The sequence below is a fragment of the Pseudomonas sp. PDM27 genome, from assembly GCF_019219205.1.
Lineage (GTDB): Bacteria > Pseudomonadota > Gammaproteobacteria > Pseudomonadales > Pseudomonadaceae > Aquipseudomonas > Aquipseudomonas laurylsulfatiphila.
The window spans coordinates 481,679-505,316 of record NZ_JAHUWF010000001.1 but is presented as its reverse complement, the minus strand read 5'-3'; the positions used below and the strand labels follow the sequence as shown (position 1 = coordinate 505,316).

At 59.9% G+C, this 23,638-nt stretch carries 18 protein-coding genes; 11 read left to right on the top strand and 7 right to left on the bottom strand.

Annotated features, from left to right (window positions below):
- Nucleotides 1-104: 104 nt before the first annotated feature.
- Entirely contained in the window at nucleotides 105-1,124 is a 1,020-nt protein-coding gene (locus KW838_RS02365; protein WP_218500230.1) for an amidohydrolase, read from the bottom strand.
- Nucleotides 1,125-1,465: 341 nt separating this feature from the next.
- Between KW838_RS02365 and KW838_RS02360 the strand changes: the two genes are divergently transcribed.
- The 3 genes from KW838_RS02360 (at nucleotide 1,466) to KW838_RS02350 (ending at nucleotide 5,464) form a co-directional block, all read left to right on the top strand.
- Nucleotides 1,466-2,803, top strand: a complete 1,338-nt coding sequence (locus KW838_RS02360; RefSeq protein WP_102701140.1) for an aromatic acid/H+ symport family MFS transporter — start codon at nucleotides 1,466-1,468, stop codon at nucleotides 2,801-2,803.
- Between the two features lie 25 nt (nucleotides 2,804-2,828).
- Nucleotides 2,829-4,091, top strand: a complete 1,263-nt coding sequence (locus KW838_RS02355) for a gallate dioxygenase (protein WP_218500229.1) — start codon at nucleotides 2,829-2,831, stop codon at nucleotides 4,089-4,091.
- 125 nt (nucleotides 4,092-4,216) lie between these two features.
- Nucleotides 4,217-5,464: an OprD family porin gene (locus KW838_RS02350; protein WP_218500228.1), complete on the top strand. Its 1,248-nt coding sequence runs from the start codon at nucleotides 4,217-4,219 to the stop codon at nucleotides 5,462-5,464.
- A 95-nt stretch (nucleotides 5,465-5,559) separates the two neighbouring features.
- Here KW838_RS02350 and KW838_RS02345 read toward each other — a convergent pair whose 3' ends face one another.
- On the bottom strand, nucleotides 5,560-6,771 hold the full coding sequence (locus KW838_RS02345; protein WP_218500227.1) for a LysR family transcriptional regulator: 1,212 nt from the start codon (nucleotides 6,769-6,771) through the stop codon (nucleotides 5,560-5,562).
- Nucleotides 6,772-6,928: 157 nt separating this feature from the next.
- Between KW838_RS02345 and galB the strand changes: the two genes are divergently transcribed.
- Genes galB through KW838_RS02330 form a run of 3 tightly spaced genes read left to right on the top strand, consistent with a single transcriptional unit; the run spans nucleotide 6,929 to nucleotide 9,467 of the window.
- On the top strand, nucleotides 6,929-7,663 hold the full coding sequence (gene galB / locus KW838_RS02340; RefSeq protein ID WP_218500226.1) for a 4-oxalmesaconate hydratase: 735 nt from the start codon (nucleotides 6,929-6,931) through the stop codon (nucleotides 7,661-7,663).
- On the top strand, nucleotides 7,660-8,376 hold the full coding sequence (locus tag KW838_RS02335) for a 4-carboxy-4-hydroxy-2-oxoadipate aldolase/oxaloacetate decarboxylase (RefSeq protein ID WP_218500225.1): 717 nt from the start codon (nucleotides 7,660-7,662) through the stop codon (nucleotides 8,374-8,376). Before galB ends, KW838_RS02335 begins: the two co-directional genes overlap by 4 nt.
- A gap of 2 nt (nucleotides 8,377-8,378) precedes the next feature.
- Nucleotides 8,379-9,467, top strand: coding sequence for a 4-oxalomesaconate tautomerase (locus KW838_RS02330; protein WP_218500224.1), 1,089 nt, complete (start codon nucleotides 8,379-8,381; stop codon nucleotides 9,465-9,467).
- A gap of 66 nt (nucleotides 9,468-9,533) precedes the next feature.
- On the opposite strand, the gene KW838_RS02325 is transcribed toward KW838_RS02330, so the two are convergent.
- Nucleotides 9,534-10,664: a response regulator gene (locus tag KW838_RS02325; RefSeq protein WP_218500223.1), complete on the bottom strand. Its 1,131-nt coding sequence runs from the start codon at nucleotides 10,662-10,664 to the stop codon at nucleotides 9,534-9,536.
- Nucleotides 10,661-15,523, bottom strand: coding sequence for a response regulator (locus KW838_RS02320; RefSeq protein ID WP_218500222.1), 4,863 nt, complete (start codon nucleotides 15,521-15,523; stop codon nucleotides 10,661-10,663). Before KW838_RS02320 ends, KW838_RS02325 begins: the two co-directional genes overlap by 4 nt.
- 339 nt (nucleotides 15,524-15,862) lie before the next feature.
- Between KW838_RS02320 and KW838_RS02315 the strand changes: the two genes are divergently transcribed.
- Both KW838_RS02315 and KW838_RS02310 read left to right on the top strand, forming a co-directional pair.
- Nucleotides 15,863-16,504, top strand: a complete 642-nt coding sequence (locus KW838_RS02315; RefSeq protein ID WP_102701131.1) for a response regulator transcription factor — start codon at nucleotides 15,863-15,865, stop codon at nucleotides 16,502-16,504.
- A gap of 243 nt (nucleotides 16,505-16,747) precedes the next feature.
- The gene (locus KW838_RS02310) at nucleotides 16,748-17,047 is read left to right on the top strand and encodes a hypothetical protein (protein ID WP_218500221.1); all 300 of its coding nucleotides are present in this window, start codon (nucleotides 16,748-16,750) and stop codon (nucleotides 17,045-17,047) included.
- A 102-nt stretch (nucleotides 17,048-17,149) separates the two neighbouring features.
- Here the strand turns inward: KW838_RS02310 and KW838_RS02305 are convergent, their stop codons facing one another.
- A complete protein-coding gene (locus KW838_RS02305) occupies nucleotides 17,150-17,803 on the bottom strand; it encodes a hypothetical protein (RefSeq protein WP_218500220.1) in 654 nt (217 codons plus the stop codon).
- 273 nt (nucleotides 17,804-18,076) lie between these two features.
- Complete coding sequence (locus tag KW838_RS02300) at nucleotides 18,077-18,355, bottom strand: DUF2790 domain-containing protein (protein ID WP_095967106.1); 279 nt, start codon at nucleotides 18,353-18,355, stop codon at nucleotides 18,077-18,079.
- 411 nt (nucleotides 18,356-18,766) lie between these two features.
- Between KW838_RS02300 and KW838_RS02295 the strand changes: the two genes are divergently transcribed.
- From KW838_RS02295 to KW838_RS02285, 3 genes are read left to right on the top strand one after another with little or no spacing between them, the layout of a single operon-like run.
- Nucleotides 18,767-20,179, top strand: coding sequence for an FAD/NAD(P)-binding protein (locus KW838_RS02295; RefSeq protein WP_218500219.1), 1,413 nt, complete (start codon nucleotides 18,767-18,769; stop codon nucleotides 20,177-20,179).
- Between the two features lie 16 nt (nucleotides 20,180-20,195).
- The gene (locus KW838_RS02290; RefSeq protein WP_102701127.1) at nucleotides 20,196-21,155 is read left to right on the top strand and encodes an alpha/beta fold hydrolase; all 960 of its coding nucleotides are present in this window, start codon (nucleotides 20,196-20,198) and stop codon (nucleotides 21,153-21,155) included.
- A 23-nt stretch (nucleotides 21,156-21,178) separates the two neighbouring features.
- Nucleotides 21,179-22,606, top strand: a complete 1,428-nt coding sequence (locus KW838_RS02285) for a diguanylate cyclase (protein ID WP_102701126.1) — start codon at nucleotides 21,179-21,181, stop codon at nucleotides 22,604-22,606.
- Nucleotides 22,607-22,671: 65 nt separating this feature from the next.
- Here the strand turns inward: KW838_RS02285 and KW838_RS02280 are convergent, their stop codons facing one another.
- On the bottom strand, nucleotides 22,672-23,622 hold the full coding sequence (locus KW838_RS02280; protein WP_218500218.1) for a DMT family transporter: 951 nt from the start codon (nucleotides 23,620-23,622) through the stop codon (nucleotides 22,672-22,674).
- Between the last annotated feature and the right edge of the window lie 16 nt (nucleotides 23,623-23,638).

Here is a 23,638-nt window from a genome sequence, read left to right as displayed (position 1 = left end):
TCGCGCAACCATACTTAGGTTTCGTGGATGGCTGGATCAGCCGCCTCGTCCATGCGCTTGCGGGCTATTGCGGCATGAGTCTGATTTATCCGGGACCTTGCGGATCAGGTGGTAAAGCCGAACAGGCGTTTTGGGGTCTCCCACAGTATCTGGTGGCGGTCGCTGGCATTCGGGAACATCTCGCCGAAGTTTGTCAGGACGGTGCCCAACTCCATGTTTTGGTGTGCGCGCAAGAACGGCCAATCCGTGCCCCACATACAGTTTTCGGCAGTGAACGCCTGCAGCAGTGCCAGTTGGTATGGCTTGGCATCGGCAAAGGGGTAGCTCTCCCTGGAGTATTGCGACAGCCCGGAGAGTTTGACGAAGGTACGTCCGTTGCCAGCCAGCGACAGCAATGCCTGGAAAGCCGGCTGCTGCAAGCCGGCACGGGCATCGGGCCGGCCGGAGTGGTCGATCAGCACCCGGGACCGTGTGCGCTGCAGCAGCGGCAACAGCGCAAGCAACTGATCGTCCTTGACCTGGATCTGGGCATACAGGTCCAGATCGGCCAGGCGTCCCATCAGGGTGTCGATCTTCAGAAAGCGTTCAGGACCCAGCAGCGCAGCATTGAGCGCCACACCGACGACACCCTGCGCCTTGTACTGCGCGAGCGTCTCGCTGGAGATGTCGTTCGGCACCACGACCACACCTTTATGACGGCCCTTGTTGCGAGCCAGCGTGTCCAGGAGACAACGGTTGTCGTAGCCATAGGCAGAAGTCGGCTGCACGATCACTGAATGGCGTATCCCATAGGCCTGCATGACCTGTTCGTAATACGCCGCGGGGCCGACCTCAGGGCCAGCCGGTTGGTAGGTAGAGTCAGCCGGATAAGGGTATTGGACAGGGTCGATCACATGATGGTGGCAATCGATCTTGGGTTGCGACAGCAGACTGAGTAGTTGGGAGTCCATAACCGTACCTGGCGATTGATCGGTGCCTTCATTGTCTGCGTGCTGCGTGGTGCTGTTGCGGGAGGCCTGGCTCAGGACCGGCATGCCAAGCGCGGCGCTGGCGCTGAGTACGACGGAACCTTTCTTGAGCAGCGAGCGGCGGGACAAGCCCGTGTCATCGAGATGTGTGGTCATGTTCAAACCCTTGTTTTTAGTGTGTGCAGCTACAGAGCGTCCATCACTGCAACCGCCGTCAAGGCAGTTGCGTCGACCTTAGAACAAGCGCTTCCCAAGCGTCCTCTGTGAAGTCGTTAAGCAGGTATCGGTTTTTGTTATGGGCATTTCCATCTGACTGGGCTCCTGGGCGCTTTAAATCCTCCGATAAGAAAAACAGATACCCGTTTAAGGATTTCCCAGAGGCGGCGCAGACAGCCGCGGCTTTAAAGTCACGCCCAGCGTTCGGCTGTCGGGCGGCCTCAGGCCTGCAGCGATCACCAGGCCGTTCGGTATCTCTACAACAATAAGAAGGTGAAAACATGAGTCACGAAACGGTCGACATCAAGGCGTGGATCGACAACCGACCGGTTGCCGGGTACCAGTGGTTGATCATGAGCCTGTGCTTCTTCATTGTTCTATTCGATGGGCTGGATGTGGCGGTCATGGGTTTTATCGCGCCTTCACTGATTCAAGAGTGGGGGTTGTCCAAGGCGGCGTTTGGCCCGGTCATGAGTGCCGGGATGATCGGGCTCGCCATCGGCGCCCTGACCGCCGGCCCTTACGCTGATCGTGTGGGGCGCAAGAAAGTGCTGCTGTTGGCGGTGACAGGGTTCAGTGTACTGAGCCTGGCGTGTGCGTTTGCGCGTAACCCCTATGAGCTGGCGGCCTTGCGGTTATTGACCGGTGTGGCCCTGGGCGCCGCGATGCCCAACACCACCACGCTGCTTGCCGAATACTTGCCAGAGCGCAATCGTTCGCTGTTCATCACCATCATGTTTACCGGGTTCAACATGGGGTCGGGGCTGGGTGGCTTGTTGGCAGCCTGGCTGATTCCCCTGTACGGCTGGAAATCGGTGTTGCTCGCCGGTGGCATTCTGCCAATGGTGCTGCTGCCTTTCCTCTGGTTGTTGCTGCCTGAGTCCGCACGATTCCTGGCAGCGCGCAATGCGCCAGCGGCCCAGATCGCCAAAGTACTGAACAAGCTGGGGGGCAAGTTTTCGGCAACCACGAACTTCACCCTCGCCGAACCCCAGGCCCAGCACAAGGCGCCGGTGCGCATGCTGTTCACCGAACGTTATCGGGCCGGCACCCTGGCGTTGTGGCTGACCTATTTCATGGGCCTGCTGGTGATCTACCTGACCATGGGCTGGATGCCGACCCTTTTGCGCGAAGGCGGTCTGTCCATCGAGCGTGCTGCCACCATCACCGGCCTGTTCCAGATCGGCGGTACGGTCGGGGCGATCGTGGTGGGCTGGATCATGGACCGACGCAATCCGAACGGCGTGATCGCCACCTCCTATGCACTCGGTGGCGTGTTTATCCTGCTGCTGGGGGCCTTCAGCCTGGAGTCGAGCCTGCTGGCGCTTGGCGTGATCGCCGCCGGTTTCTGCATGAGCGGCGCGCAGACTGGCCTCAATGCGTTTGCCCCTGGTTATTACCCGACGGATTTCCGTGCAACGGGCGTGAGCTGGATGCTCGGCATCGGTCGTTTCGGCGGTATCTTTGGCTCTCTCATCGGTGGTGCGGTGCTCAGTCTCGGGTTGGGCCTGCCGTTGCTGTTCGCACTGTTGAGCGTGCCGGCCTTCATCGCCGCCCTGGCGATCCTGGCCAACGGTCTTGCACGGCGCCGGGTCAGCCGGGCGCTGCTGGCGCAATAAACTTTTTCGAACACAGGAACTCATCATGGCACGCATCATCGGTGGCCTCGCTGTCTCCCATACACCTACCATCGGCTTCGCTGTCGATCACGATAAACAGAATGAAGCGGCCTGGGCGCCGATTTTCGCAGGCTTCGAACCGATCAAGGTGTGGTTGAAGGAGCAACAGCCGGACGTGCTGTTCTACATCTTCAACGACCATGTGACGTCGTTCTTCTTCGACCACTATGGCGCGTTCTCCCTCGGTGTCGATGAGCGTTACGAGGTCGCCGACGAAGGCGGCAATCCGCGCTCGCTGCCCGCAGTGGGCGGGCATGCCGCGCTGTCGCGACACATTGGGCAAAGCCTGATGGCCGACGAGTTCGACATGAGCTTCTTCCGCGACAAGCCGCTGGACCACGGGTTCTTCTCGCCGATGTCGGCGCTGTTGCCCTGTGATCCGGCGTGGCCGGTGCAAATCGTGCCACTGCAGGTGGGGGTGTTGCAGTTCCCGATCCCCAGTGCATTGCGCTGCTACAAGTTGGGCCAGGCCCTGCGTCGGGCGATTGAAAGCTATCCCGAAGACCTGAAGGTAGCCATTGTCGCCACCGGCGGCGTGTCCCATCAGGTGCATGGCGAGCGTTGCGGTTTCAACAACCCGCAGTGGGATGAGCAGTTCATCGATTTGCTGGTCAACGACCCGCAGTGCCTGACCGGGATGACCCACGCCGAATACGCCACCCTGGGCGGGATGGAAGGCTCGGAGGTGATCACCTGGCTGATCATGCGTGGTGCGTTGTCGGCCACGGTGAAAAATCTGCATCAGGACTATTACCTGCCCTCCATGACCGGTATCGCGACCCTGTTGCTGGAAAACCAGGACCGTGCAGTACCTGCCGAGGTCAATGCACGCCACCTGCAGCATATGCAGCACCAGTTGGCCGGCATCGAAAAACTCGAAGGCACCTATCCATTCACCCTGGAGCGCAGCGCCAAGGGTTATCGCCTGAACAAGTTCCTGCATCGCATGATCGAGCCGCAGTGGCGCCAGCGTTTTCTCGAAGCGCCGGAAGCGTTGTTCGACGAAGGGGGCCTTAGCGACGAGGAACGGGATCTGTTGCGCCGTCGTGACTGGCGCGGGCTGATCCAGTACGGGGCGATCTTCTTCGTGCTGGAGAAACTCGCGGCGGTACTCGGGATTCCCAACTTGCAGGTCTATGCCGCCATGCGTGGGCAGAGCCTGGAAGCGTTCATGAAGACCCGGAACCAGCAGGTGCTCTACTCGGTGGCGGGTAAAGGCCCGCGCTGATCATCAGCGGTTAGTGCAGCGGCTCGTCCCGGGCCGCTATCCATTCTTTTCCTATTGATCTTGCTGTGCCCGGATACTGCGGGCGCAGGGCATTTCCTTACCCAAAAATCGGAAAAACAATAACAATGAAAAACACCGTTGATCACCGATTCGTCTGTTCCCTGGCTGTTGTCTGTGCACTCCCGTTGCAAGCGTCTGCTGCAGGCTTCATTGAAGATGCCAGCGCCAACCTGAACCTGCGCAACTTCTACATCAACCGCAACTTCACCAACCCGGCCTATCCACAAAGCAAGGCCGAAGAGTGGACCCAGAATTTCATTCTCGACGTCCGCTCCGGCTTTACCCAAGGCCCGGTGGGCTTCGGGGTGGATGCGCTGGGTCTCTATTCGGTCAAGCTCGATGGCGGCAAGGGCACCGGCGGCACTCAGCTGTTGCCGATCCATGGCGATGGGCGTCCCGCCGAGGATTTCGGTCGCCTGGCAGTGGCCGGGAAAATGAAAGTGAGCAAGACCGAACTGAAGGTCGGGGAGTGGATGCCGGTGTTGCCGATCCTGCGTTCCGACGACGGTCGTTCGTTGCCGCAAACCTTTCGTGGTGGCCAGGTCACTTCGCAAGAGATCGACGGCCTGACCCTGTACGGCGGACAGTTCCGGCAGAACAGTCCACGCAACGATGCGAGCATGGAAGACATGTTCATGCAGGGCAAAACCGTGTTCACCTCTGATCGCTTCAACTTCGTCGGCGGCGAATATAGCTTCAACGACAAACGCACGATGATCGGGCTGTGGAACGCCGAGCTCAAGGACATCTATCAGCAGCAATACCTGCAACTGGTCCACAGTCAGCCCCTGGGTGACTGGACGCTGGGCGCCAACCTCGGCTACTTCTGGGGCAGTGAAGATGGCAGTGCCCGTGCCGGCGACCTGGACAACCGTACCGTCTCGGCGCTGTTATCGGCCCGGTATGGCGGCAACACCTTCTACGTCGGTCTGCAAAAACTCACCGGCGATGATGTGTGGATGCGGGTCAACGGCACCAGCGGCGGTACCCTGGCCAATGACAGCTACAACAGCAGCTACGATAACGCCCGGGAGAAGTCCTGGCAGTTGCGCCACGACTACAACTTCGTCGCCCTCGGCATTCCCGGCCTGACCCTGATGAACCGCTACATCAGCGGCGATAACGTGCACACCGGCGCGATCACCGACGGCAAGGAGTGGGGGCGTGAGTCAGAACTGGCCTACACGGTGCAGAGCGGTCCGCTGAAAAGCCTCAACGTCAAATGGCGCAACTCGAGTATTCGCAAGAGCTTCAGCAGCAATGAGTTCGATGAGAACCGGGTGATCGTCAGCTATCCGATCAGCCTGCTGTAAAATCAAAAGATCGCAGCCTGCGGCAGCTCCTACCAATATTCACATATCCCTGTAGGCGCTGCCGCAGGCTGCGATCTTTTTTTGAAGCCGTTACCTCATTCCTGCGCTGCCTGTTCGCGGATCACCCGGCGAATCATGTCCATCAGGGCCTGGGCCACCGGGGAGTGCAGGCAGCCATTGCGATAAGTCAGACCGATAGCCCGGGTGGTCTGGTTCAGTTCCAGGGGCAGGATGCACAACTCGCCCGAGGCGATCTCCTGTTCCAGTTGATGGGCGGAAACGGCGGCGAGCATGTCCGAACGCAACAACAGGCCGCGAATGATCGCCATGTCGCCGCTTTCTACTACAGGCCGGGGCGGCGCAATGCCGAACCGGGTGAAACACTCATCGAGCATTTGCCGGGCCGGCGAGCCGGCGCGAGGCAGCACCCATCGGGCGGCGCCCAGTTCATCGTGCGCCACGGCTGTCGAACAGAGCGGGTGACCGTGCCGCGCCACTACCACCATGTCTTCCGTGAGCAGTGCTTCGCCGACCAGGTCGCTGGCGTAGGCCTCCGGGCGCAGGGCACCGAAGACGAAATCGACATCACCGGCACGCAGTTCTGTGGCCAGCAGATCAAACGGACTTTCGTTGGTGATCACCTGGATGCCCGGGTGTTCGGCCATCATGCGTACCATGGCTTCGGGCAATATCCGGGTGCGGCCCAAGGGCAGGGCGCCGACCTGCACCACGCCTTGCAAGGTGCCGCGCAGAGCGGTGATGTCGGTCTCGATGTGGCGCAATTCGTTCAGCGCCCGGCGGATCGCAAAGAGGATTTCGTGGCTGGCACGGGTGGGCTGCAAGCCGCGAGGCGTGCGCTCGAACAGCGGTTGGCCGCACCCGCTTTCCATCACCTTGATGGTCGAGCTGATGGCCGGCTGACTCAGGCCGAGCAGGCTGGCAACGGTCTGCATGTGCCGGGTTTCGCAGAGTTTGACGAACACTTGCAGGCGCCGGGCCTGGAACAGGTACAGCGGCTCGACCGCTCGTTTATCCCCGCCACCCAGCAACCGCGGCACGCTGTCCAGCTCCGCCAGCACACGACGTGCCCGCGGCAGCAAGCGCTCACCAAAATCGGTCAGGCGCATACCGTTGGCGTGGCGTTCGAACAGTGGCACGTCGAGCCGCGCCTCCAGCTCGGAGATCGACCGTGTGACCACCGATTGAGCGCGGTACAGCGCCACAGAGGCCCTGGAAACACTCCCGTGATCGGCCACCCGGACGAAGGCGCGGACGTGCATCAGGCTGGGCAGTTCTGTGGCTTCCATGGTGCGTGGGCTCTGCAAAGGGTCATTCCGGTTGGACTATGCCGCTGCCTTGATCGAGTAGCAATAAAAAAAACGCATACCTGCAACACTTCAACGCATTACTCCTGTGGCGGGTCGCGATGCGATGCTCTTTGGAAACGCAGGAGGAGTATCCGCAATGATCGAGTCACCGAAAAATGCGCTGGTCATCAGCGCCCACTCTGCCGATTTCGTCTGGCGCGCGGGCGGTGCCATCGCGCTGCATGCGCAACAGGGCTATGCCGTGCACATCGTCTGCCTGTCCTTCGGTGAGCGCGGTGAGTCCGCCAAGCTGTGGCGCAAGGGCCAGATGAGCGAAGAGAAAGTCAAAACCGCACGGCGTGAAGAGGCCCAGGCCGCGGCCGATATCCTGGGGGCCAGCGTTGAGTTCTTTGACATCGGCGACTACCCGATGCGTGCCGACAAGGACACCCTGTTTCGCCTGGCGGATGTGTTTCGTCGCGTCCAGCCCGAGTTCGTCCTCAGCCACTCGGTGAAAGACCCTTACAACTACGATCACCCGCTGGCCATGAACCTGACGCAAGAGGCCCGCATCATCGCCCAGGCCGAAGGCTACAGGCCGGGCGAGAAAATTGTCGGTGCGCCGCCGGTCTACAGCTTCGAGCCGCACCAGCCCGAGCAATGCGAATGGCGCCCCGATGTGTTGCTGGACATCACCTCGGTCTGGGACAAGAAGTACGCGGCCATCCAGTGCATGGCCGGTCAGGAACACCTCTGGGAGTACTACACACGCGTCGCCCTGCAACGCGGTGTCCAGGCCAAGCGCAACGTAGGTATCACCTCCAGCCGCGACATCGTTTATGGCGAGGGCTACCAGAGCCTCTTCCCCCGCGTGACGGAGAACCTGGCATGAGCGAGCTGATCGGAAAAACCGGTGTTGTCGTGCGCAACATCCCCAGGGCCGAGCAGGCCCTGGTCGATGAACTGGGGCGCTTCGGTGTCGCGACCATCCACGAGTCCCAAGGGCGAAAAGGCCTGCTGGCGTCTTCGATTACCCCGATTCAACGAGGGGCGGTCGTCAGCGGCTCAGTAGTCACGGTGCTGGTCGCACCGGGCGATAACTGGATGTTCCATGTGGCAGTGGAGCAGTGCCGCCCCGGGGATATTCTGCTGGTTGCCCCCAGCTCGCCGTGCACCGACGGCTACTTTGGCGACCTGCTTGCCACTTCGCTCAAGGCCCACGGCGTGCGTGCCCTGGTGATCGATGCCGGGGTGCGTGACACCCATACCTTGCGCGAGATGGGCTTCCCGGTCTGGTCCCGCGCCATCAGTGCCCAGGGCACCATCAAGGAGACCCTCGGTTCGGTCAACCTGCCGCTGGTGTGCGGCGGTCAGTTGGTCAACCCGGGCGACGTGGTGGTCGCCGATGACGACGGCGTGGTCATCGTGCGTCGGGGCGAGGTCGCGCAAGTTGTCGAAGCCAGCCGTGCCCGCGCCGACCTGGAAGAGCAGAAGGCCTTGCGCCTGGCCAGGGGCGAGTTGGGGCTGGACATCTACAACATGCGCCAACGGCTTGCGGAAAAGGGCCTGCGCTACGTCGACAGCCTCGATGAACTCGGAGACTGAACATGGGCCAGACACGTATTCCTTGCCTCTTGATGCGTGGCGGGACGTCGAAAGGCGCCTACTTCCTGGCCCACGACTTGCCCGACGAGCAAGCGCTTCGAGACCGCGTATTGCTGGCGGTCATGGGCTCGCCGGATGCGCGGCAAATCGATGGCATCGGTGGCGGCGACTCGCTGACCAGCAAGGTGGCGATCATCAAGCCCTCCGCGCGCGCCGACGCCGATGTGGACTACCTGTTCGCACAGGTGCTGGTCAATGAGCCGCGGGTCGACTACGGCCAGAACTGCGGCAACATTCTTGCCGGTGTCGGACCGTTCGCTATTGAGCGCGCACTTGTGGCCGTGACGGGTGATGTAACTCCGATACGCATTTTCATGGAGAACACCGGACAGATCGCGATTGCTCATGTGCCCACACCGAACGGCACCGTGCGCTACTCCGGCGAAGCACGCATTGACGGGGTGCCGGGCTGCGCTGCGCCGTTGGTCGTTGAGTTCAAGGACATCGCCGGGTCCAGTTGTGGTGCATTGCTGCCGACAGGCAACGTGGTCGATTTGTTCGACGGCGTTGAAGTCACCTGTGTCGACAACGGTATGCCGGTGGTGTTGATCCGCGCAGAAGACCTCGGCCTCAACGGTCATGAACGCCCTGAACAACTGGATGCCGACAGCGAAATCAAGGCCAGACTCGAATCGATCCGGTTGCAGGCCGGCCCACCCATGAACCTTGGGGATGTCAGCCAACGCAATGTGCCCAAGATGTGCCTGATTGCGCCAGCACAAGCGGGTGGAGCACTGAGCACCCGGACCTTCATCCCCCATCGCTGCCACACCAGCATCGGTGTGTTCGGTGCGGTGAGCGTGGCGGTTGCCTGCTTGATCGAGGGCAGCGTGGCGGCAGGCGTGGCGCGTGTCGTTGGGGGCGATATCAGGCAACTCTCGGTTGAACACCCCACGGGGGAGTTCACCGTAGAGTTGCGCTTTGAACATGATCGTTTAACGAGTTGCGGCCTGATGAGAACGGCCCGATTGTTACTGGACGGGGCTGTCTGTGTCCCGCGGACGCTATGGGCAGGCAAGCAGGGCGATTAAGCGGTGTGTACAAGGGCTCCCGTAGCGTCAGGCGCTTTTACTGCAAAGTCCCGTACGCCATCCACGTCAGTCGATGGGCAGCGATATGCTCAATCTTGTTCCTTTGTCCGGTGCGCTGTCGATCCTGAACTCCCCACCCAGCATGCTGATGCGTTCCTTCATGCCCACCAGCCCGAACGAGTTCAGTTTTTTGCGATCCGTCATGCCTACGCCGTTGTCCTTGATCTGCAGGTAAAGCTGGCGACCCTCCCTGGAGAGTTCGATGTGCACCTGTGTCGCTTGCGCGTGCCGGGCAATATTCGACAGTGATTCCTGCACGATGCGGAACAGCGTGGTGGCGGATTTTTCATTCAGGTCGCAACGGAAATTTTCGTCTTTCGCCGACATCGTGCAATCGATCGCGTTGCGCTGCCGGAACTCTTCAAGTTGCCACTCGATCGCGGCCTGCAATCCCAGGTCGAGTACGGGTGGCCGAAGATCATTGATGATACTGCGCACACTACGGATGGCTGTATCGAGGTGATGCAGCGCATCGCTGGCCTTTTCGTTGAGCCTGGGGTGCATGGCACCGGTGCGCGCCTGCAGCATGGAGACATCGATGCGCAACGCCAGCAGACTCTGCCCCAGCTCGTCGTGGATGTCGCGTGCGATGCGCTTTCGCTCTTCTTCCTTGATGTGCTCCTGATAGGAGGCCAGTTCTCGCAGCTGCCGCTTTGATTGCAGCAATTCTTCGGCCTGCATCGTCAGTTTGCGCTGCAAGTAGAACAGGTCGACAAACACCTGGATCTTGGCGCGAAGCACTTCGGCCACTATCGGCGAGAAGATGTAATCCACGGCGCCGGACGTATAGCCGCGGAAGCGCTCGGAATCGGTGTCGGCCTCCGCGGTGACGAAGATAATGGGTGTATGGGCCGACTTCGGGCGGCCGTGAATGAGTGCAGCGGTTTCAAAACCGTCCATCGCCGGCATTTTCACGTCGAGCAGTATGACGGCGAAGTCGCGCTGCAATAGCAGGCGCAGCGCCTCACGTCCGGACGTCGCCGTGGCGACATCGAGGCCCATGTCGGTAATCACCGCGGCGAGCGCCGTGAGCTTGGCGGGATTGTCATCCACCAGCAACACGGAGGCTGGCACGCCATCAGGCGGGGCAGGGTGCCGCACCTGGGCGTTCTCCTTGAATACCGGAGGTTGCTTCATCGATAGAGCCATCTGCGCATCAGTGACAGCAGCTGGTCGGTATCCACCGGCTTGCTGACGTAGTCCGAGGCGCCTGCCTCGATGCACTTTTCACGGTCACCCATCATCGCCTTGGCCGTCAGCGCAATCATGGGCAGGGCTTCAAATCGTTTGAAGGTACGGATCTGGCGCATGGTTTCGAAGCCATCCATCTCGGGCATCATGATGTCCATCAGCACGATGTCGGTATCGGGCTGCTGTTGCAGCAGTTCTATGGCGGTCCGGCCGTTTTCGGCGGTGGCCACCCGCATGTTGTTGCTCTCGAGCACGCTGGTCAGGGCAAAGATGTTGCGCACGTCGTCGTCGACCACCAGGGCCTTTTTGCCCTCGAGGCTGTCCGAGCCCTCATAGAGTTTTTCCAGCATCCTGCGCTGGGTCTGCGACAGCCTGTCGACGACACGGTGTAGAAACAGTGCGGTTTCGTCGAGTATGCGCTCGGGGGATTGAACGGCCTTGATCACGCCCTTGCCCAGCAGTGTCCGGAAACGCTCGTGTTGCGGCTTGGTCAGTGTCTCTGCACCGTAGACGACGATCGGCAGTTCACGCCTGGCCTGGTCTTCCTGCAACGTCTCGAGCAGCTCGATGCCGGATGCGTCGGGCAGTTCGAGATGGATTGCCATGCAGTCGTAGCGTTTCTTTGCCAGTTTCTTCAAGGCTTCAGCGCCGCTGGCGGTCGTTTCGATCTTCACGTCGGTGTTGCCGAGCAGATCGAGGATGCGGGCGCGGTTTGCTTCGTCGCCGTCGATCAGCAGCAGGTTCCTGGTCTTGCGTCCCGCGAATGCGACGATGCCGACCAGCGCATGTTGAATCTCATCGGCTGTGACTGGCTTGAGCAGATAGTCGAAAGCGCCATAGCGCAGCCCGCGTGTGCGGTCGTCAGTGCTCGAGATGATCTGGACCGGGATGTGACGCGTGGCGAAATTTCCCTTCAACTGCTCGAGCAGCAACCAGCCATCGATGTCTGTCAGGCCCGGGTCCAGCGTGATCGCGGCGGGTTTGAAGCGCTCGACAAGTTCCAGTGCATCCGCGCCACGGGTCGTGACGATAGCCCTGAACCCCTTCTGGTGCGCGGCCTCGAGCAGGATGCCGGCGAATCGGGCGTCGCCCTCGAGCATCAGCAGCACCTGGTCCCCGGGTTGGACCGACTCGCGGTCGTCGAGTATCTGTGCAGAAGGGCCTGACATAAGGTCGCGCCTGACCTGGCCAGGTACTGCCTCTGTCGCGGGTTCATCCAGCATCTGACGCTGGGCATCCTGTGTTCGCAAGGGCACGTACAGCGCAAAAGTACTGCCCTTGCCGATCTCACCGGGGATCAGCCGCAGCTCACCGCCCAGCCGGTGTGCGAGCTCGCGGCTGATCGACAGGCCGAGGCCGGTGCCACCGTATTTTCGTGAGGTTCCGGTATCGGCTTGCTGGAACGCTTCGAAGATCAGCTTCTGCTTGCCGGCCGATACGCCAATGCCTGTGTCGGTGACCACGAAGGCGACCACCGCATCGGCGCGATTCAGTTCGCTGTGATCCACACTCCACCCGGACACAACGGGCTCGATGCCGATCTTGACGCTGCCTTGTTCCGTGAACTTGAAGGCGTTGGACAGCAGGTTCTTGACCACCTGCAGCAGGCGCTTTTCGTCGGTCCACAAGGCGGGGGGCAGGGTAGGCGCCAGTTCGATCGTGAAGGTCAGGCCCCGGCTTTCGGCGACCGGGCGGAAGGTGCGTTCGATCTGGTCGTGCAGATCGGCGAACAGCGCTTCATTCAGATCCAGTGTGACCGTACCCGACTCGATCTTGGACAGGTAGAGAATCTCGTCGATCAGCTCCAGCAGGTCTTTGCCCGCGCTGCGGATGGTCTTGGCATATTCGACCTGCCTGGGGGTGAGATTGTGTTCCGCGTTGTCGCTGAGCTGGCGGGCCAGGATCAGCAAGCTGTTCAATGGCGTTCTGAGCTCATGGGACATGCTGGATAGGAATTCGGACTTGTACTTCGAGGTCAGCGTCAGCTGCTCCGCCTTCTCCTCCAGCGACAGCTTGGTGATTTCGACTTCGCGGTTCTTGCGCTCGACTTCGGCTTTCTGCTCCGCCAGCAGTCCGGCCTTGTCCTCCAGCTCCTCGTTGGTCTGTCTCAATTCCTCCTGTTGCCTTTGCAGCTCGTGCGCCAGCGATTGCGACTGCTTGAGCAGTTCTTCGGTACGCATGTTGGCTTCGATCGTGTTGAGCACGATACCGATCGATTCGGCCAGCTGATCGAGGAAGGTTTGATGAATGATGCTGTAGCGCGTGAACGAAGCCATTTCGACGACGGCCTTGACCTTGTTCTCGAACAGGATCGGCAACACGATGATATTCAGCGGGGCGGCAGCACCGAGTCCCGATGAAATCGCGACGTAATCGGCCGGTACATCGGTCAGCAGGATGCGCCGCTTCTCGTAGGCGCATTGCCCGACCAGGCCCTCGCCGAGCCGCCACTCATCGTTCACATTGATGTTGCCCTTGTACGCATAAGCGGACAGCAGCTTGAGTTTCGCCGGATCCGGCGGGTTCTCGTCCATCATGTAGAACACACCGTGCTGGGCGTTGATCAGCGGAGCCAGTTCAGACAGCACCATCTTGGAGACTGCCGCCAGATCGCGCTGACCCTGCAGCAGGCGGTTGAATTTCGCCAGATTGCTCTTGAGCCAGTCCTGCTCCGCGTTTTGCCGCGTGGTTTCGCGCAGGTTGCGGATCATCTCGTTGACGTTGTCCTTGAGTTCCGCCACTTCACCCTTTGCTTCCACCTCCACGTAACGGGTCAGATCGCCCTTGGTCACGGCCGTCGCCACATCGGCAATTGCACGCACCTGGTTGGTCAGGTTGGCCGCCAGACCGTTGACGTTGTCCGTCAGGTCGCGCCAGGTGCCGGCAGCACCCGGCACGTGGGCCTGGCCCCCCAGCTTGCCCTCGACGCCCACTTCACGCGCCACCGAGGTCACCTGGTCGGAGAACAGCGCCAGCGTATCGGTCATACCGTTGATGGTGTCGGCCAGTTCGGCGATCTCACCCTTGGCTTCCAGTGTCAGTTTCTTCTTCATGTCGCCGTTGGCGACGGCGGTCACCACTTTCGCGATGCCTCGCACCTGGCTGGTCAGGTTGGCCGCCATGAAGTTCACGTTTTCGGTCAGGTCCCTCCAGGTGCCGGACACGCCTTGCACCTGTGCCTGCCCCCCGAGCTTGCCTTCGGTGCCGACTTCGCGCGCCACCCGCGTCACTTCGGCGGCAAAGCTGTTGAGCTGGTCCACCATGGTGTTGATGGTGTTCTTCAGCTCCATGATTTCGCCCTTGGCTTCCACGGTGATCTTGCGCCCCAGGTTGCCTTTGGCCACCGCCGTCGTCACGTCGGCGATGTTACGCACCTGATTGGTCAGGTTGGCCGCCATGCTGTTGACCGAGTCGGTCAAGTCTTTCCAGGTGCCACCGACGCCCGTCACCTTGGCCTGGCCGCCGAGTTTGCCGTCAGTCCCCACTTCGCGCGCCATGCGCGTCACTTCGTCGGCAAAGGTCGAGAGCTGGTCCACCATGGTGTTGATGGTTTCCTTGAGCTGGAGAATTTCACCTTTGGCTTCGGCTGTGATCTTGCGCGACAGATCGCCGTTGGCCACCGCCGTCGTCACGTCGGCAATGTTGCGCACCTGGGTGGTCAGGTTGGCTGCCATGCCGTTGACCGAATTGGTCAAGTCCTTCCAGGTGCCGGACACGCCGGTCACTTCGGCCTGTCCACCCAGTTTGCCTTCGGTACCGACTTCCAGCGCGACCCGTGTCACCTCCGAGGCGAAGCTGGAGAGCTGGTCGACCATGGTGTTGATGGTGTTTTTCAGTTCGAGAATCTCGCCCTTGGCTTCAACGGTAATTTTCTTGCCGAGGTCGCCGCGCGCCACCGCCGTCGTCACCTGGGCGAGGTTGCGCACCTGAGTGGTGAGGTTGGCCGCCATGCCGTTGACCGATTCGGTCAGGTCGCGCCAGGTGCCTGATACGCCGCGCACTTCCGCCTGGCCGCCCAACTTGCCTTCGGTACCGACTTCCAGCGCCACGCGGGTCACCTCGGCCGCGAAACTCGAGAGCTGGCCGACCATGGTGTTGATGGTGTTTTTCAGCTCGAGAATCTCACCCCGGGCTTCGACGGTAATCGTCTTGCCCAGATCGCCTTTGGCCACGGCAGTGGTCACGTAAGCGATGTTGCGCATCTGGGTGGTCAGGTTGGCGGCCATGTCGTTGACGGAGTCGGTCAGGTCTTTCCAGGTGCCGGACACCCCTTTGACATTGGCCTGCCCGCCGAGAATCCCCTCAGTGCCGACTTCGCGCGCCACGCGGGTGACCTCGGAAGCGAAGGAACCCAGGCGCGTCACCATGGTGTTCACGATCTCGGCGGATTTGAGGAACTGGCCCCGCAGTTTCAGACCGTCGAGTACCGGCGGTACCTGCTGGCTCAGATTACCCTCGGCCACCGAACCGACCACGCGAATGATCTCGTTCATCGGGCTGATGAGGTCGCTGGTGAGCGCATTGCTGGAGTTGACGATCTTTTGCCACGAGCCTTTCATCATCGGCAATTGGATACGCTCATCGACCTTGCCCTGCTTGCCGATCAGTTGCGCCACGCGTTCGAATTCGGTGGTGGTCTCGGCCGCCATGTCGATGATCTCGTTGAGCGTGTCGGCGATCTTGCCCGGCATGCCAGTCCAGTCTTCCGGCATACGGGTGGTGAAGTCACCTTTGCGCAACGACTTCAGCGCTGCCAGCAATGTCTTCATGTCCAATACTTCGATCGGTGTCGTCACTGTGGCCATGTCTTTGTCCAGTCAAAATGATGCCGCGGGCAAGGCATCACCCCTTGCCGCAAGAGCCGGCATTGCAGTGTTTACCCTGTTGAAAACTGCGCGCTGGCTTACGAAATACTAGCAAGGTTGGTGCAATGCCCCGGATCCTGGGGGAAATTGTCATCTTGCAGTGCAATCCCGACCTGCTAACGTAGAGCCCGGCAGCAGATTCAATGGCTTGCTGGCCACTGGCCGCAGGGTTTGTGTGGGAATGCATGAGCGCGCGCCTCTGGGCCGGCGGGTTCAACATCATCTGTACATCGAGACACGATACGGCCAGGGCCTTGCGGGTGCGAATGGAAAAGACCGATGACTGACCACAAAATCAGAGTCTTGCTGGTGGATGATCACAGCATCGTGCGTAGCGGTGTGCGACGCATGCTGGAGACGGCCGGCGAGATCGACGTAACGGGTGAAGCCGAGACGGCACAAGACGCCATGCTCCTGGTCCGCGAGCAGGATTTCGACGTGGCGCTGGTCGATATTCAGCTTCCCGACAAGAACGGCCTCGAGCTTCTCAAACTCATGCGTGCGCACAAGCCCAAGCTCGCCGTTCTGATGTTGAGCATGCATTCGGTCGAGGCCTATGCGTTACGCGCAATCAAGCACGGCGCAGCGGGATACCTCACCAAGGACATTTCCGCAGCCACCCTGGTGGCGGCCGTTCGCAAGGTGGCCTCAGGCGGCAAGCACGTCAGTCCCGAGCTGGCGGAAAAACTGGTCAATGCTATTGGCAGAGGCGACGAGGCACCCCACGAAGCGCTCTCCGACCGGGAGCTTGAAGTACTGAAGCTCCTCGCTGCAGGCGAAAGAATTGTGCGCATCGCTCAGATACTGCATTTGAGCCCGAGCACCGTCACGACGTACCGGGCACGCATCCTGGAAAAAACCGGGATGGACAGCAACGCGAAACTGGCCCGCTATGCACTTGAAAACGGCTTGTTAACCTAGAGTGACTGCTTGTAGTGGAACCACTACAAGCTTTTGGCTGATATCTCCACAAAGAACTCCTGCTAACGTCGATAGCGGAGACCGTCCCGATCAAGCATATTTACCCCTCGGAATATATTGGTCTGCTCAATGGAGTTGTCTTCGTCAACGAGTCAGAAAAAGACTCCGGAATGGATATTCACAAGTTGAGCACTGAGTGCACGCTGCATTCATGTTGAATCAACGTTCAAACTGGAGGGCGTCATGATGATAGGTTATGGGTTATGCGCATTACTGTGGGGGGTAGTGCTGCTGGAGGAAATCCAACTCATGCCCCGTCAGGAATGGAAAGAAGAGGGTCTGAAAAAGGTTCTATTGCTGCGCCGGACCAGAACACAGACTGGCTACTTTATTGCGTTGATCGCTGGCGCAATGTGCCTTTATAGCGAAATCCTGGTGGCGCCGGTCGAACAGAGTATTTTCAATCCGGAGCTGATACTTGCCGTATCTGGTGTTCTTTGGGGGGCTTATCTTTCCGTAGTCTGCATGAAGGGGAAGCGATAGAGGCCGCTGGATCTCGTTTAAACCGGCGTTAGCAGCACCGTTTTCGAACTGCTAACAGCGGATTTCATTGGCAGAAGCCGAACTTCCTTGTTCAGCCTGGCTTCACCATCCAGCGAGGGCGGCGTTTCCTGGAATCCTGAAGCCTTGCTCCATACGCGTTTCGGTGTCTCTGTTTTTTGCCCAGGCAGTAAGCAGGACCATCATCCCGAAACCGCCGACGATGAGAACCGGATAGGCTGCCAGCAACTCGACCAGCGAGTATTTCCAGGCCAGCGGACGACCGACACCGAGCATGGCGGCATAGAACCAGGACACGGCGGAGAGAGCGCCGGAGAACAGCGCCAGCATGCGCAGGCTGAAGGAGAGCTTGAGTAACGAACCGGCTTTTTTCAGCGCCGGCAATACAGCGCTATGCAACAGGAAGCCGTTAAAGGTCAGCAGCACAACGATGCCGATTTTGGCTTGCAGTTTTGGATTGAGGAAATACTCCATCCCTTTACCGGCATAATCGATCCCGACAATACCAATGCCAGTAATCCAAAGTGCTACAAGTGCAAGCGATACGGTTTTTTGAAGGCTTTTCATGTGCGCGTCATCTTGGTGACCTGACGCATCCCCCTTCAGGAGTTGCTTGACCATTGCGATGTCACTGGTCAAGACCAGCCCGATTGCCACGCAACAGGCGATAAGATGAAAATAGACAACGCCCAAACGCACATATTCCACGGTGGACGAAGAAAACATACTAAGTTCCATGGTGACCTCTTTTATTCAATAGTGAATCAACTTGGCTCTTGGCACGGCTTGATTACCGTTGCTGACTGCCATTCAGATCCAGCCATTGTTATCAATTAATCCTGGGGCAATACGCCACCAAGATAATAGTGAGTTTCGCGAATGAACTTTCAGTCATTCGAATATGTCCATTTTCAGGTAACACAAAACCTCAATCGCACTGAGTGCACAGGAGGTTTAACTTCCGCTTCTTGTTAGGGGGCGGCTAGGCCCGGAACCCGATCGAGGAGTTGATCAGGCAATGCTGGTAGGGTCGGCAGGGCTTCCACCCCATTCGAGGAAACGGATCTTGTGAATCTCGCCCTCGCTGTCTTCGTAGACCAGGGTCACCGGTACGACGCCGGTCTTGTCGGATGTATCGGTGCGCTGCAGCACCCGTTTCACATCGATGTCCATACCATAGTGGTATTCGACGGCTGAGACATGTGCACCCGGGTCTTGCAGGTTGTTCTGGTCAAAGACACTGGGTGCGAGACTGGAAATCACGGCACTGACTATCGTGGCCATGCTCATAAGGCTGTACCTCCACTGAAGTTCACTTGACAAGGACTTAATGTGACACGTCATGAAAGTGAAGTTCACTTCACCTCGACGAACGTGCCCGCCTGAAAAGCCTGTAGTGGCTGCAAACTCTCTGCAATTCCCCGCGCTTGACGCCTCTCGACCATTCGTCCTAAAACCCCTGAATTTGTTGGTTAAAGTCCGTTTTTGACGGAGGTCATAACATGTCATGACGGATTTTTTTTGCTCTTCTCTCTTCTGTAGGAGCGAGCTTGCTCGCGATGGAGCATCCGTCTGGCACGCGGGCTGCAGCCATTAATTCCATTGGTTATGGAGGTCAGAAGCATTCGTTCTATTGCCTGTGGCATGGGTGGCTAATCTACGGAGGTTGAAGGAGGGCAACCTTCAGGACGGTGCAGCCATATGGACGAAAATCCGATTGAAACCGACTACCTGGTCATCGGTGCTGGCGCGATGGCCATGGCCTTCGTCGATACCCTGCTCAAGGAAACCAATGCACGCATCGTGATGGTGGATCGACACGATCGAGCTGGCGGGCACTGGAATGATGCCTACCCGTTCGTACGGTTACACCAGCCCTCGGCCTTCTATGGCGTCAACTCACGGGAACTGGGCAGCGGAACGAAAGACACGACGGCACTGAACGAGGGCTTGTATGAGCTAGCCTCCGGTGCCGAGGTGGTGAGCTACTTCGATCAGGTGATGAATCAGCAGTTTCTGCCCTCAGGTCGAGTCCGTTTTTTCCCCATGTGCAACTACACCGGCGACCGCCTTGACGATCACCGGTTTACCTCGCTCGTCAGCGGCGCCGACCATCAGGTCCGGGTGAGCAAAAAGGTGGTGGACGCCACCCATGCCCAGACGGCGGTGCCCTCGACCCACCCGCCCAGGTACAGGGTGGAATCCGGCGTGCAATGCGTGCCACTGAACGACCTGCCGAAAATCCGCCACCCGTACGCCAGCTACGTCGTGGTGGGATCGGGCAAGACCGGGATCGACGCTTGCCTGTGGTTGCTGCAAAACGGTGTTGCCCCCGCAACAATCAGCTGGATCATGCCGAACGATCCGTGGTTGATCGACCGGGCCAACATGCAACCCGGCCTCGACAGCTTCGAACGAACCATCGGGGGGCTCACGGCACAGTTCGAGGCCATCGCCGCCGCAGACTCGATCCCGGACCTGTTCTCCAGGCTCGAGGCGACAGGTCAGCTCTTGCGCCTGGACAAGTCCGTCGAACCCACTGCCTACCGTTGCGCCACAGTCACACAGGCGGAACTGCGTGAGCTTCGACGCATCGACAACATCGTGCGCCTGGGGCGGGTGCGAGTGATCGAGCCAACGCGCATCGTGCTCGACCAGGGCAGCATCGCCACGAGCCCACATGCTCTGCACATTGACTGCAGCGCCAGTGCCATCCCGACACTCCCTGACATGCAGGTGTTCGACGGCGGCAAGATCAACCTGTGGATGGTCAGCAGCTGCCAACCCGTATTCAGCGCGGCCTTGATCGCCTATGTGGAAAGCCACCTGGTCGATCAAGCGCAGATGAATGCGCTGTGCACAATGGTCCCCCCGCCCCACGTCCCCTCGGACTGGATCAGAATCTGGGCGGTCTACCTGGGTAATCAACTACGCTGGGGAGAGCATGACGGCCTGGCCCGCTGGATCAAGCAGTCACGTTTGTACTTTATGACGGCGGTGGTCAGGGGTTTGCAAGAAACCGACACCGAGAAACTGGCACAGCTGCATCGACTCTATGTCAGCCGGCAGCAGGCGCTGGCGAGTTTGCCACGGTTGCTGGGGGCCATCGCTTGAATCGCAGGAAGCGCACATGAACGAGCCACACTTCGAACTGCTCGACATCAATGGCATCCACATGCGGATAGCCACGCAAGGTAGCGGCCCGCTGGTCTTGCTATGCCACGGTTTTCCGGAGCTGTGGTACTCGTGGCGCAATCAGCTTGCTGCACTGGCGGCCGCCGGCTACAGGGCGGTAGCACCCGACATGCGCGGCTATGGCGGCACAGATGCGCCGGCCGAACCCGACGCCTACACCACGCTCCACCTGGTAGGCGACATGGTCGAGTTGGTCAACGCACTCGGCGAACGGCAAGCCGTGATCGTCGGCCATGACTGGGGTGCGCAGGTGGCCTGGAGCGCCGCATTGCTGCGACCCGATCTGTTCCGCGCAGTGGTTGGCATGAGCGTTCCCTTCTCGCCGCCGGCACGCGTGGAACTCCTCAGCGCGCTGGTCTCGCGGGGGATCAGCGACTTCTACATCCAGTATTTCCAGACGCCGGGTGTGGCCGAGGCCGAGCTGGAAAGGGACGTCGAGTCGTCGATCCGGCGCATCTACTTCAGTGGCTCGGGGGATGGCCCCGAGGGGCTGGTATTCGGCCGGCTGCAGCCGGGCCAGGGCTTCCTGGGCGCGATGATCGAGCCCGAAACCCTGCCAGGCTGGCTAAGCCTGGAGGATATTGCCTACTACACCCGCGAATTCACCCGCAGCGGATTTCGCGGCGGCTTGAACTGGTACCGCAACATGACGCGCTCATGGGCGCTGCTGGCACCCTGGCGCGGTTGCATTATTCGACAGCCCTCGATGTTCATTGCCGGCAGCCGCGACGCCGTGCTGAAGTTTCCCAGTTCCCCGCGGCAGATCGAAGCCTTCGCGCAGACACTGCCGGGACTGCGCGGGTGTCATATCCTCGAAGGTGCCGGCCACTGGATACAGCAAGAGCGCGCGACAGAGGTCGATGAGCTGCTACTGGGCTTCCTGAAAAAACTATGAACGGATCGAAACCGGAGGGACCCATGATCAATTTCATCGCCACCGACGAGCCACCTGAAGCCGTTCGCCTGATGGTCAAGGTTTACGCCTGCTTGCTGCTCGCAGGATTTGCGCTTGTTCCGGCCTATCTGATTGGCTACTTGTACTTTTTTCAGGACCCCACACTTTTATTCGAGAATCACCTGTTCCATATCTTTGCGATCACGGCAGCGACCCTGGCAGGCCTGTTTGTTACTTACGTCACGTGGCGCTGTTATCAGTCATCGGGAGAGCCGCTGCTGCGATGGATGACGCTTGGATTTCTCGGCTTTGTAGTGATCTACGCGTTGCATGGTGCGTTCACCGGGCTTGCGCACCACAATATCTGGCTCTTCCTGCTTTATGGACCGGCTTCTCGACTGGTCATGTCGATTCTGCTGTTAATCGGAATGCTGTCGTACCACCGCCCACCTGATGCCGCGGACCAACGAATCAAGGCTCGCCCGTGGTTGACCTGGATAGGACTGTTCCTGCTGGTTGACGTGGCAGTGGCGTACGTCGCGAATTCGCCGATCGCCAGCAATCTCGCGGTGCGCCTGTCGATGGAGGGGGGCGCCCTCGTTCTTTCCACGTTGACCGTGACCATACTCCTGCTGCGCCGTATCCGTTCGCCGCTGATGACCATTTTCATCATCTCGGTCACCGCGTTCGCGCTGTCCTCCCTTGCCTTCATCCTTGCGCGTCCGTGGAACCATATGTGGTGGCTCGCTCACGCGATCTTCGCCGGTGGATTCTTCATGTTGAGCTATGGGGTCGTGCAAGCGTTCCTCACCACGCGGTCGTTTTCCAGGATCTACAGCCAGGAGGAGTTGATGGTGCGTCTTGCCGAAGCGATGGCGTATGCCGAGAGCGCCCTGCAGGAACTCCAGCGCACCAATCAAGAACTCGGGCACCTGGCGGCGACCGATCCACTGACAGGCGCTGATAATCGGCGTCGGTTCATGGAGCGGGTCGAAGGCGAGATCGGCCGGACCAAACGCGGCGATGCGCCGTTCTCCGTGCTGGCACTGGATCTGGATAATTTCAAGTCCATCAACGATCGCTTCGGGCATCAGGTTGGCGACGACATCCTGAAGAGTTTCGTGGAGAAATGCCTCGATTCGATTCGGCCGTATGACGGCGTAGCCCGAGTGGGCGGAGAAGAATTCATGATACTGCTGCCGCAGACTTCACTTGAAGGCGCGCACGAAATCGCCGAGCGTCTGCGAAGCACCGTTGCCAATAGTTCCTTTCATGGCCTGCAGCGGCCAACCGTGGTCACAGTGAGCATCGGCGTATCGCAATCCGGTCGCGATGGCGACACCATCGAGGCCATTCTGCGTACAGCCGATCAACGCCTGTATCACGCTAAACACGAAGGCCGTAACCGTGTGGTCACTGCCTTCAAGACCAGCCTCCAACCGCTGCCCTGAGTGTCGTCTCGAAGTCGCTGAAAGCGTCGGCACCGATACCCGGCTTTGCGCCACGGTATCGGCTGTCATTCGCAGGATTCAGCCTGTTTCACCGGCATTATCCGATGACGTTTCGCCGCCCATACGACCCCGCCCACCAGCAACACGATCGAGACCACTTCCATCAAGCCAGGCATGCGCTGGCTGAACAGAAAACCGTATACGCAGGCAAACAGCGTTTCGAACACGATCATCTGGCCGCTCAACGACGCGGGCATTCGACGCGAGCAAGCATTCCAGAGCCCATTGGCCAGCCATGAACCACAGAGTGCCAGGAACAGGCAAACCCACAGGAAAGTCGTCCAGCGGCTGCTTTCAACCTCAGAGGGCACCAGGTTCGGGAACAGCATCAAGGCCGCGAAGCCGAACACGATCGCCACGATGCCCGTCACGATGCCGGTCAGCGTCGACCACTCGCTGCTGTTGAAATGGCTTTGTTTGAGATACCGGGCGTTATGGGTGGCGTACCACGACCAGCAGGCCACGGCACTGAACCCGCAGGCCAGGCCCAGCAACTGGGAAGACAATGAGGTGCTCGCCGCCTGCGCGCCGGTATGTTCCAGACTGACCGATACGATACCCAGGAATACCAGCAGCAGGGGGAGCTTGAGCCTGGTCAGGGGCAGGGACCCTGCATCGCTACGCCCCAGAAAGGTGATGGCGACCGGCATCATGCCGTTGATAAGGGCGGCCGCGGTCACCCCGCTCAGCTGTACGGAAGCGCCCAGGAGTGCGTAGTTCAGGACATTGCCGGTCAGTGACAGACGCAGCAGCATCCAGGCATCGCCGCGGGTCAAACGCGACAGCAGACGGGACGCGATGGGCAAGGCCACGACGAGCGAGATCATCCCGTACAGGGCAAACCGCACACTGCTGATCAGCACGGCATTGAATTCCGGCAGCAACGAAGGGCCGATGATCACGCCACCCCAGATGGCACCCGCCAATATCGCAAATACAACACCACTGTTCATCATCTCGGCTCTGGCAGGC

What these genes read in the sequence shown, in the direction of transcription:
- KW838_RS02345 (WP_218500227.1), bottom strand. Translation starts at nt 6,771, where the DNA reads ATGGAAGCCACAGAACTGCCCAGCCTGATGCACGTCCGCGCCTTCGTC.
- KW838_RS02280 (WP_218500218.1), bottom strand. Translation starts at nt 23,622, where the DNA reads ATGATGAACAGTGGTGTTGTATTTGCGATATTGGCGGGTGCCATCTGG.
- KW838_RS02350 (WP_218500228.1), top strand. Translation starts at nt 4,217, where the DNA reads ATGAAAAACACCGTTGATCACCGATTCGTCTGTTCCCTGGCTGTTGTC.
- KW838_RS02325 (WP_218500223.1), bottom strand. Translation starts at nt 10,664, where the DNA reads ATGAAGCAACCTCCGGTATTCAAGGAGAACGCCCAGGTGCGGCACCCT.
- KW838_RS02310 (WP_218500221.1), top strand. Translation starts at nt 16,748, where the DNA reads ATGATGATAGGTTATGGGTTATGCGCATTACTGTGGGGGGTAGTGCTG.
- KW838_RS02365 (WP_218500230.1), bottom strand. Translation starts at nt 1,124, where the DNA reads ATGACCACACATCTCGATGACACGGGCTTGTCCCGCCGCTCGCTGCTC.
- KW838_RS02300 (WP_095967106.1), bottom strand. Translation starts at nt 18,355, where the DNA reads ATGAGCATGGCCACGATAGTCAGTGCCGTGATTTCCAGTCTCGCACCC.
- KW838_RS02360 (WP_102701140.1), top strand. Translation starts at nt 1,466, where the DNA reads ATGAGTCACGAAACGGTCGACATCAAGGCGTGGATCGACAACCGACCG.
- KW838_RS02290 (WP_102701127.1), top strand. Translation starts at nt 20,196, where the DNA reads ATGAACGAGCCACACTTCGAACTGCTCGACATCAATGGCATCCACATG.
- KW838_RS02335 (WP_218500225.1), top strand. Translation starts at nt 7,660, where the DNA reads ATGAGCGAGCTGATCGGAAAAACCGGTGTTGTCGTGCGCAACATCCCC.
- galB (WP_218500226.1), top strand. Translation starts at nt 6,929, where the DNA reads ATGATCGAGTCACCGAAAAATGCGCTGGTCATCAGCGCCCACTCTGCC.
- KW838_RS02355 (WP_218500229.1), top strand. Translation starts at nt 2,829, where the DNA reads ATGGCACGCATCATCGGTGGCCTCGCTGTCTCCCATACACCTACCATC.
- KW838_RS02330 (WP_218500224.1), top strand. Translation starts at nt 8,379, where the DNA reads ATGGGCCAGACACGTATTCCTTGCCTCTTGATGCGTGGCGGGACGTCG.
- KW838_RS02320 (WP_218500222.1), bottom strand. Translation starts at nt 15,523, where the DNA reads ATGGCCACAGTGACGACACCGATCGAAGTATTGGACATGAAGACATTG.
- KW838_RS02285 (WP_102701126.1), top strand. Translation starts at nt 21,179, where the DNA reads ATGATCAATTTCATCGCCACCGACGAGCCACCTGAAGCCGTTCGCCTG.
- KW838_RS02315 (WP_102701131.1), top strand. Translation starts at nt 15,863, where the DNA reads ATGACTGACCACAAAATCAGAGTCTTGCTGGTGGATGATCACAGCATC.
- KW838_RS02305 (WP_218500220.1), bottom strand. Translation starts at nt 17,803, where the DNA reads ATGGAACTTAGTATGTTTTCTTCGTCCACCGTGGAATATGTGCGTTTG.
- KW838_RS02295 (WP_218500219.1), top strand. Translation starts at nt 18,767, where the DNA reads ATGGACGAAAATCCGATTGAAACCGACTACCTGGTCATCGGTGCTGGC.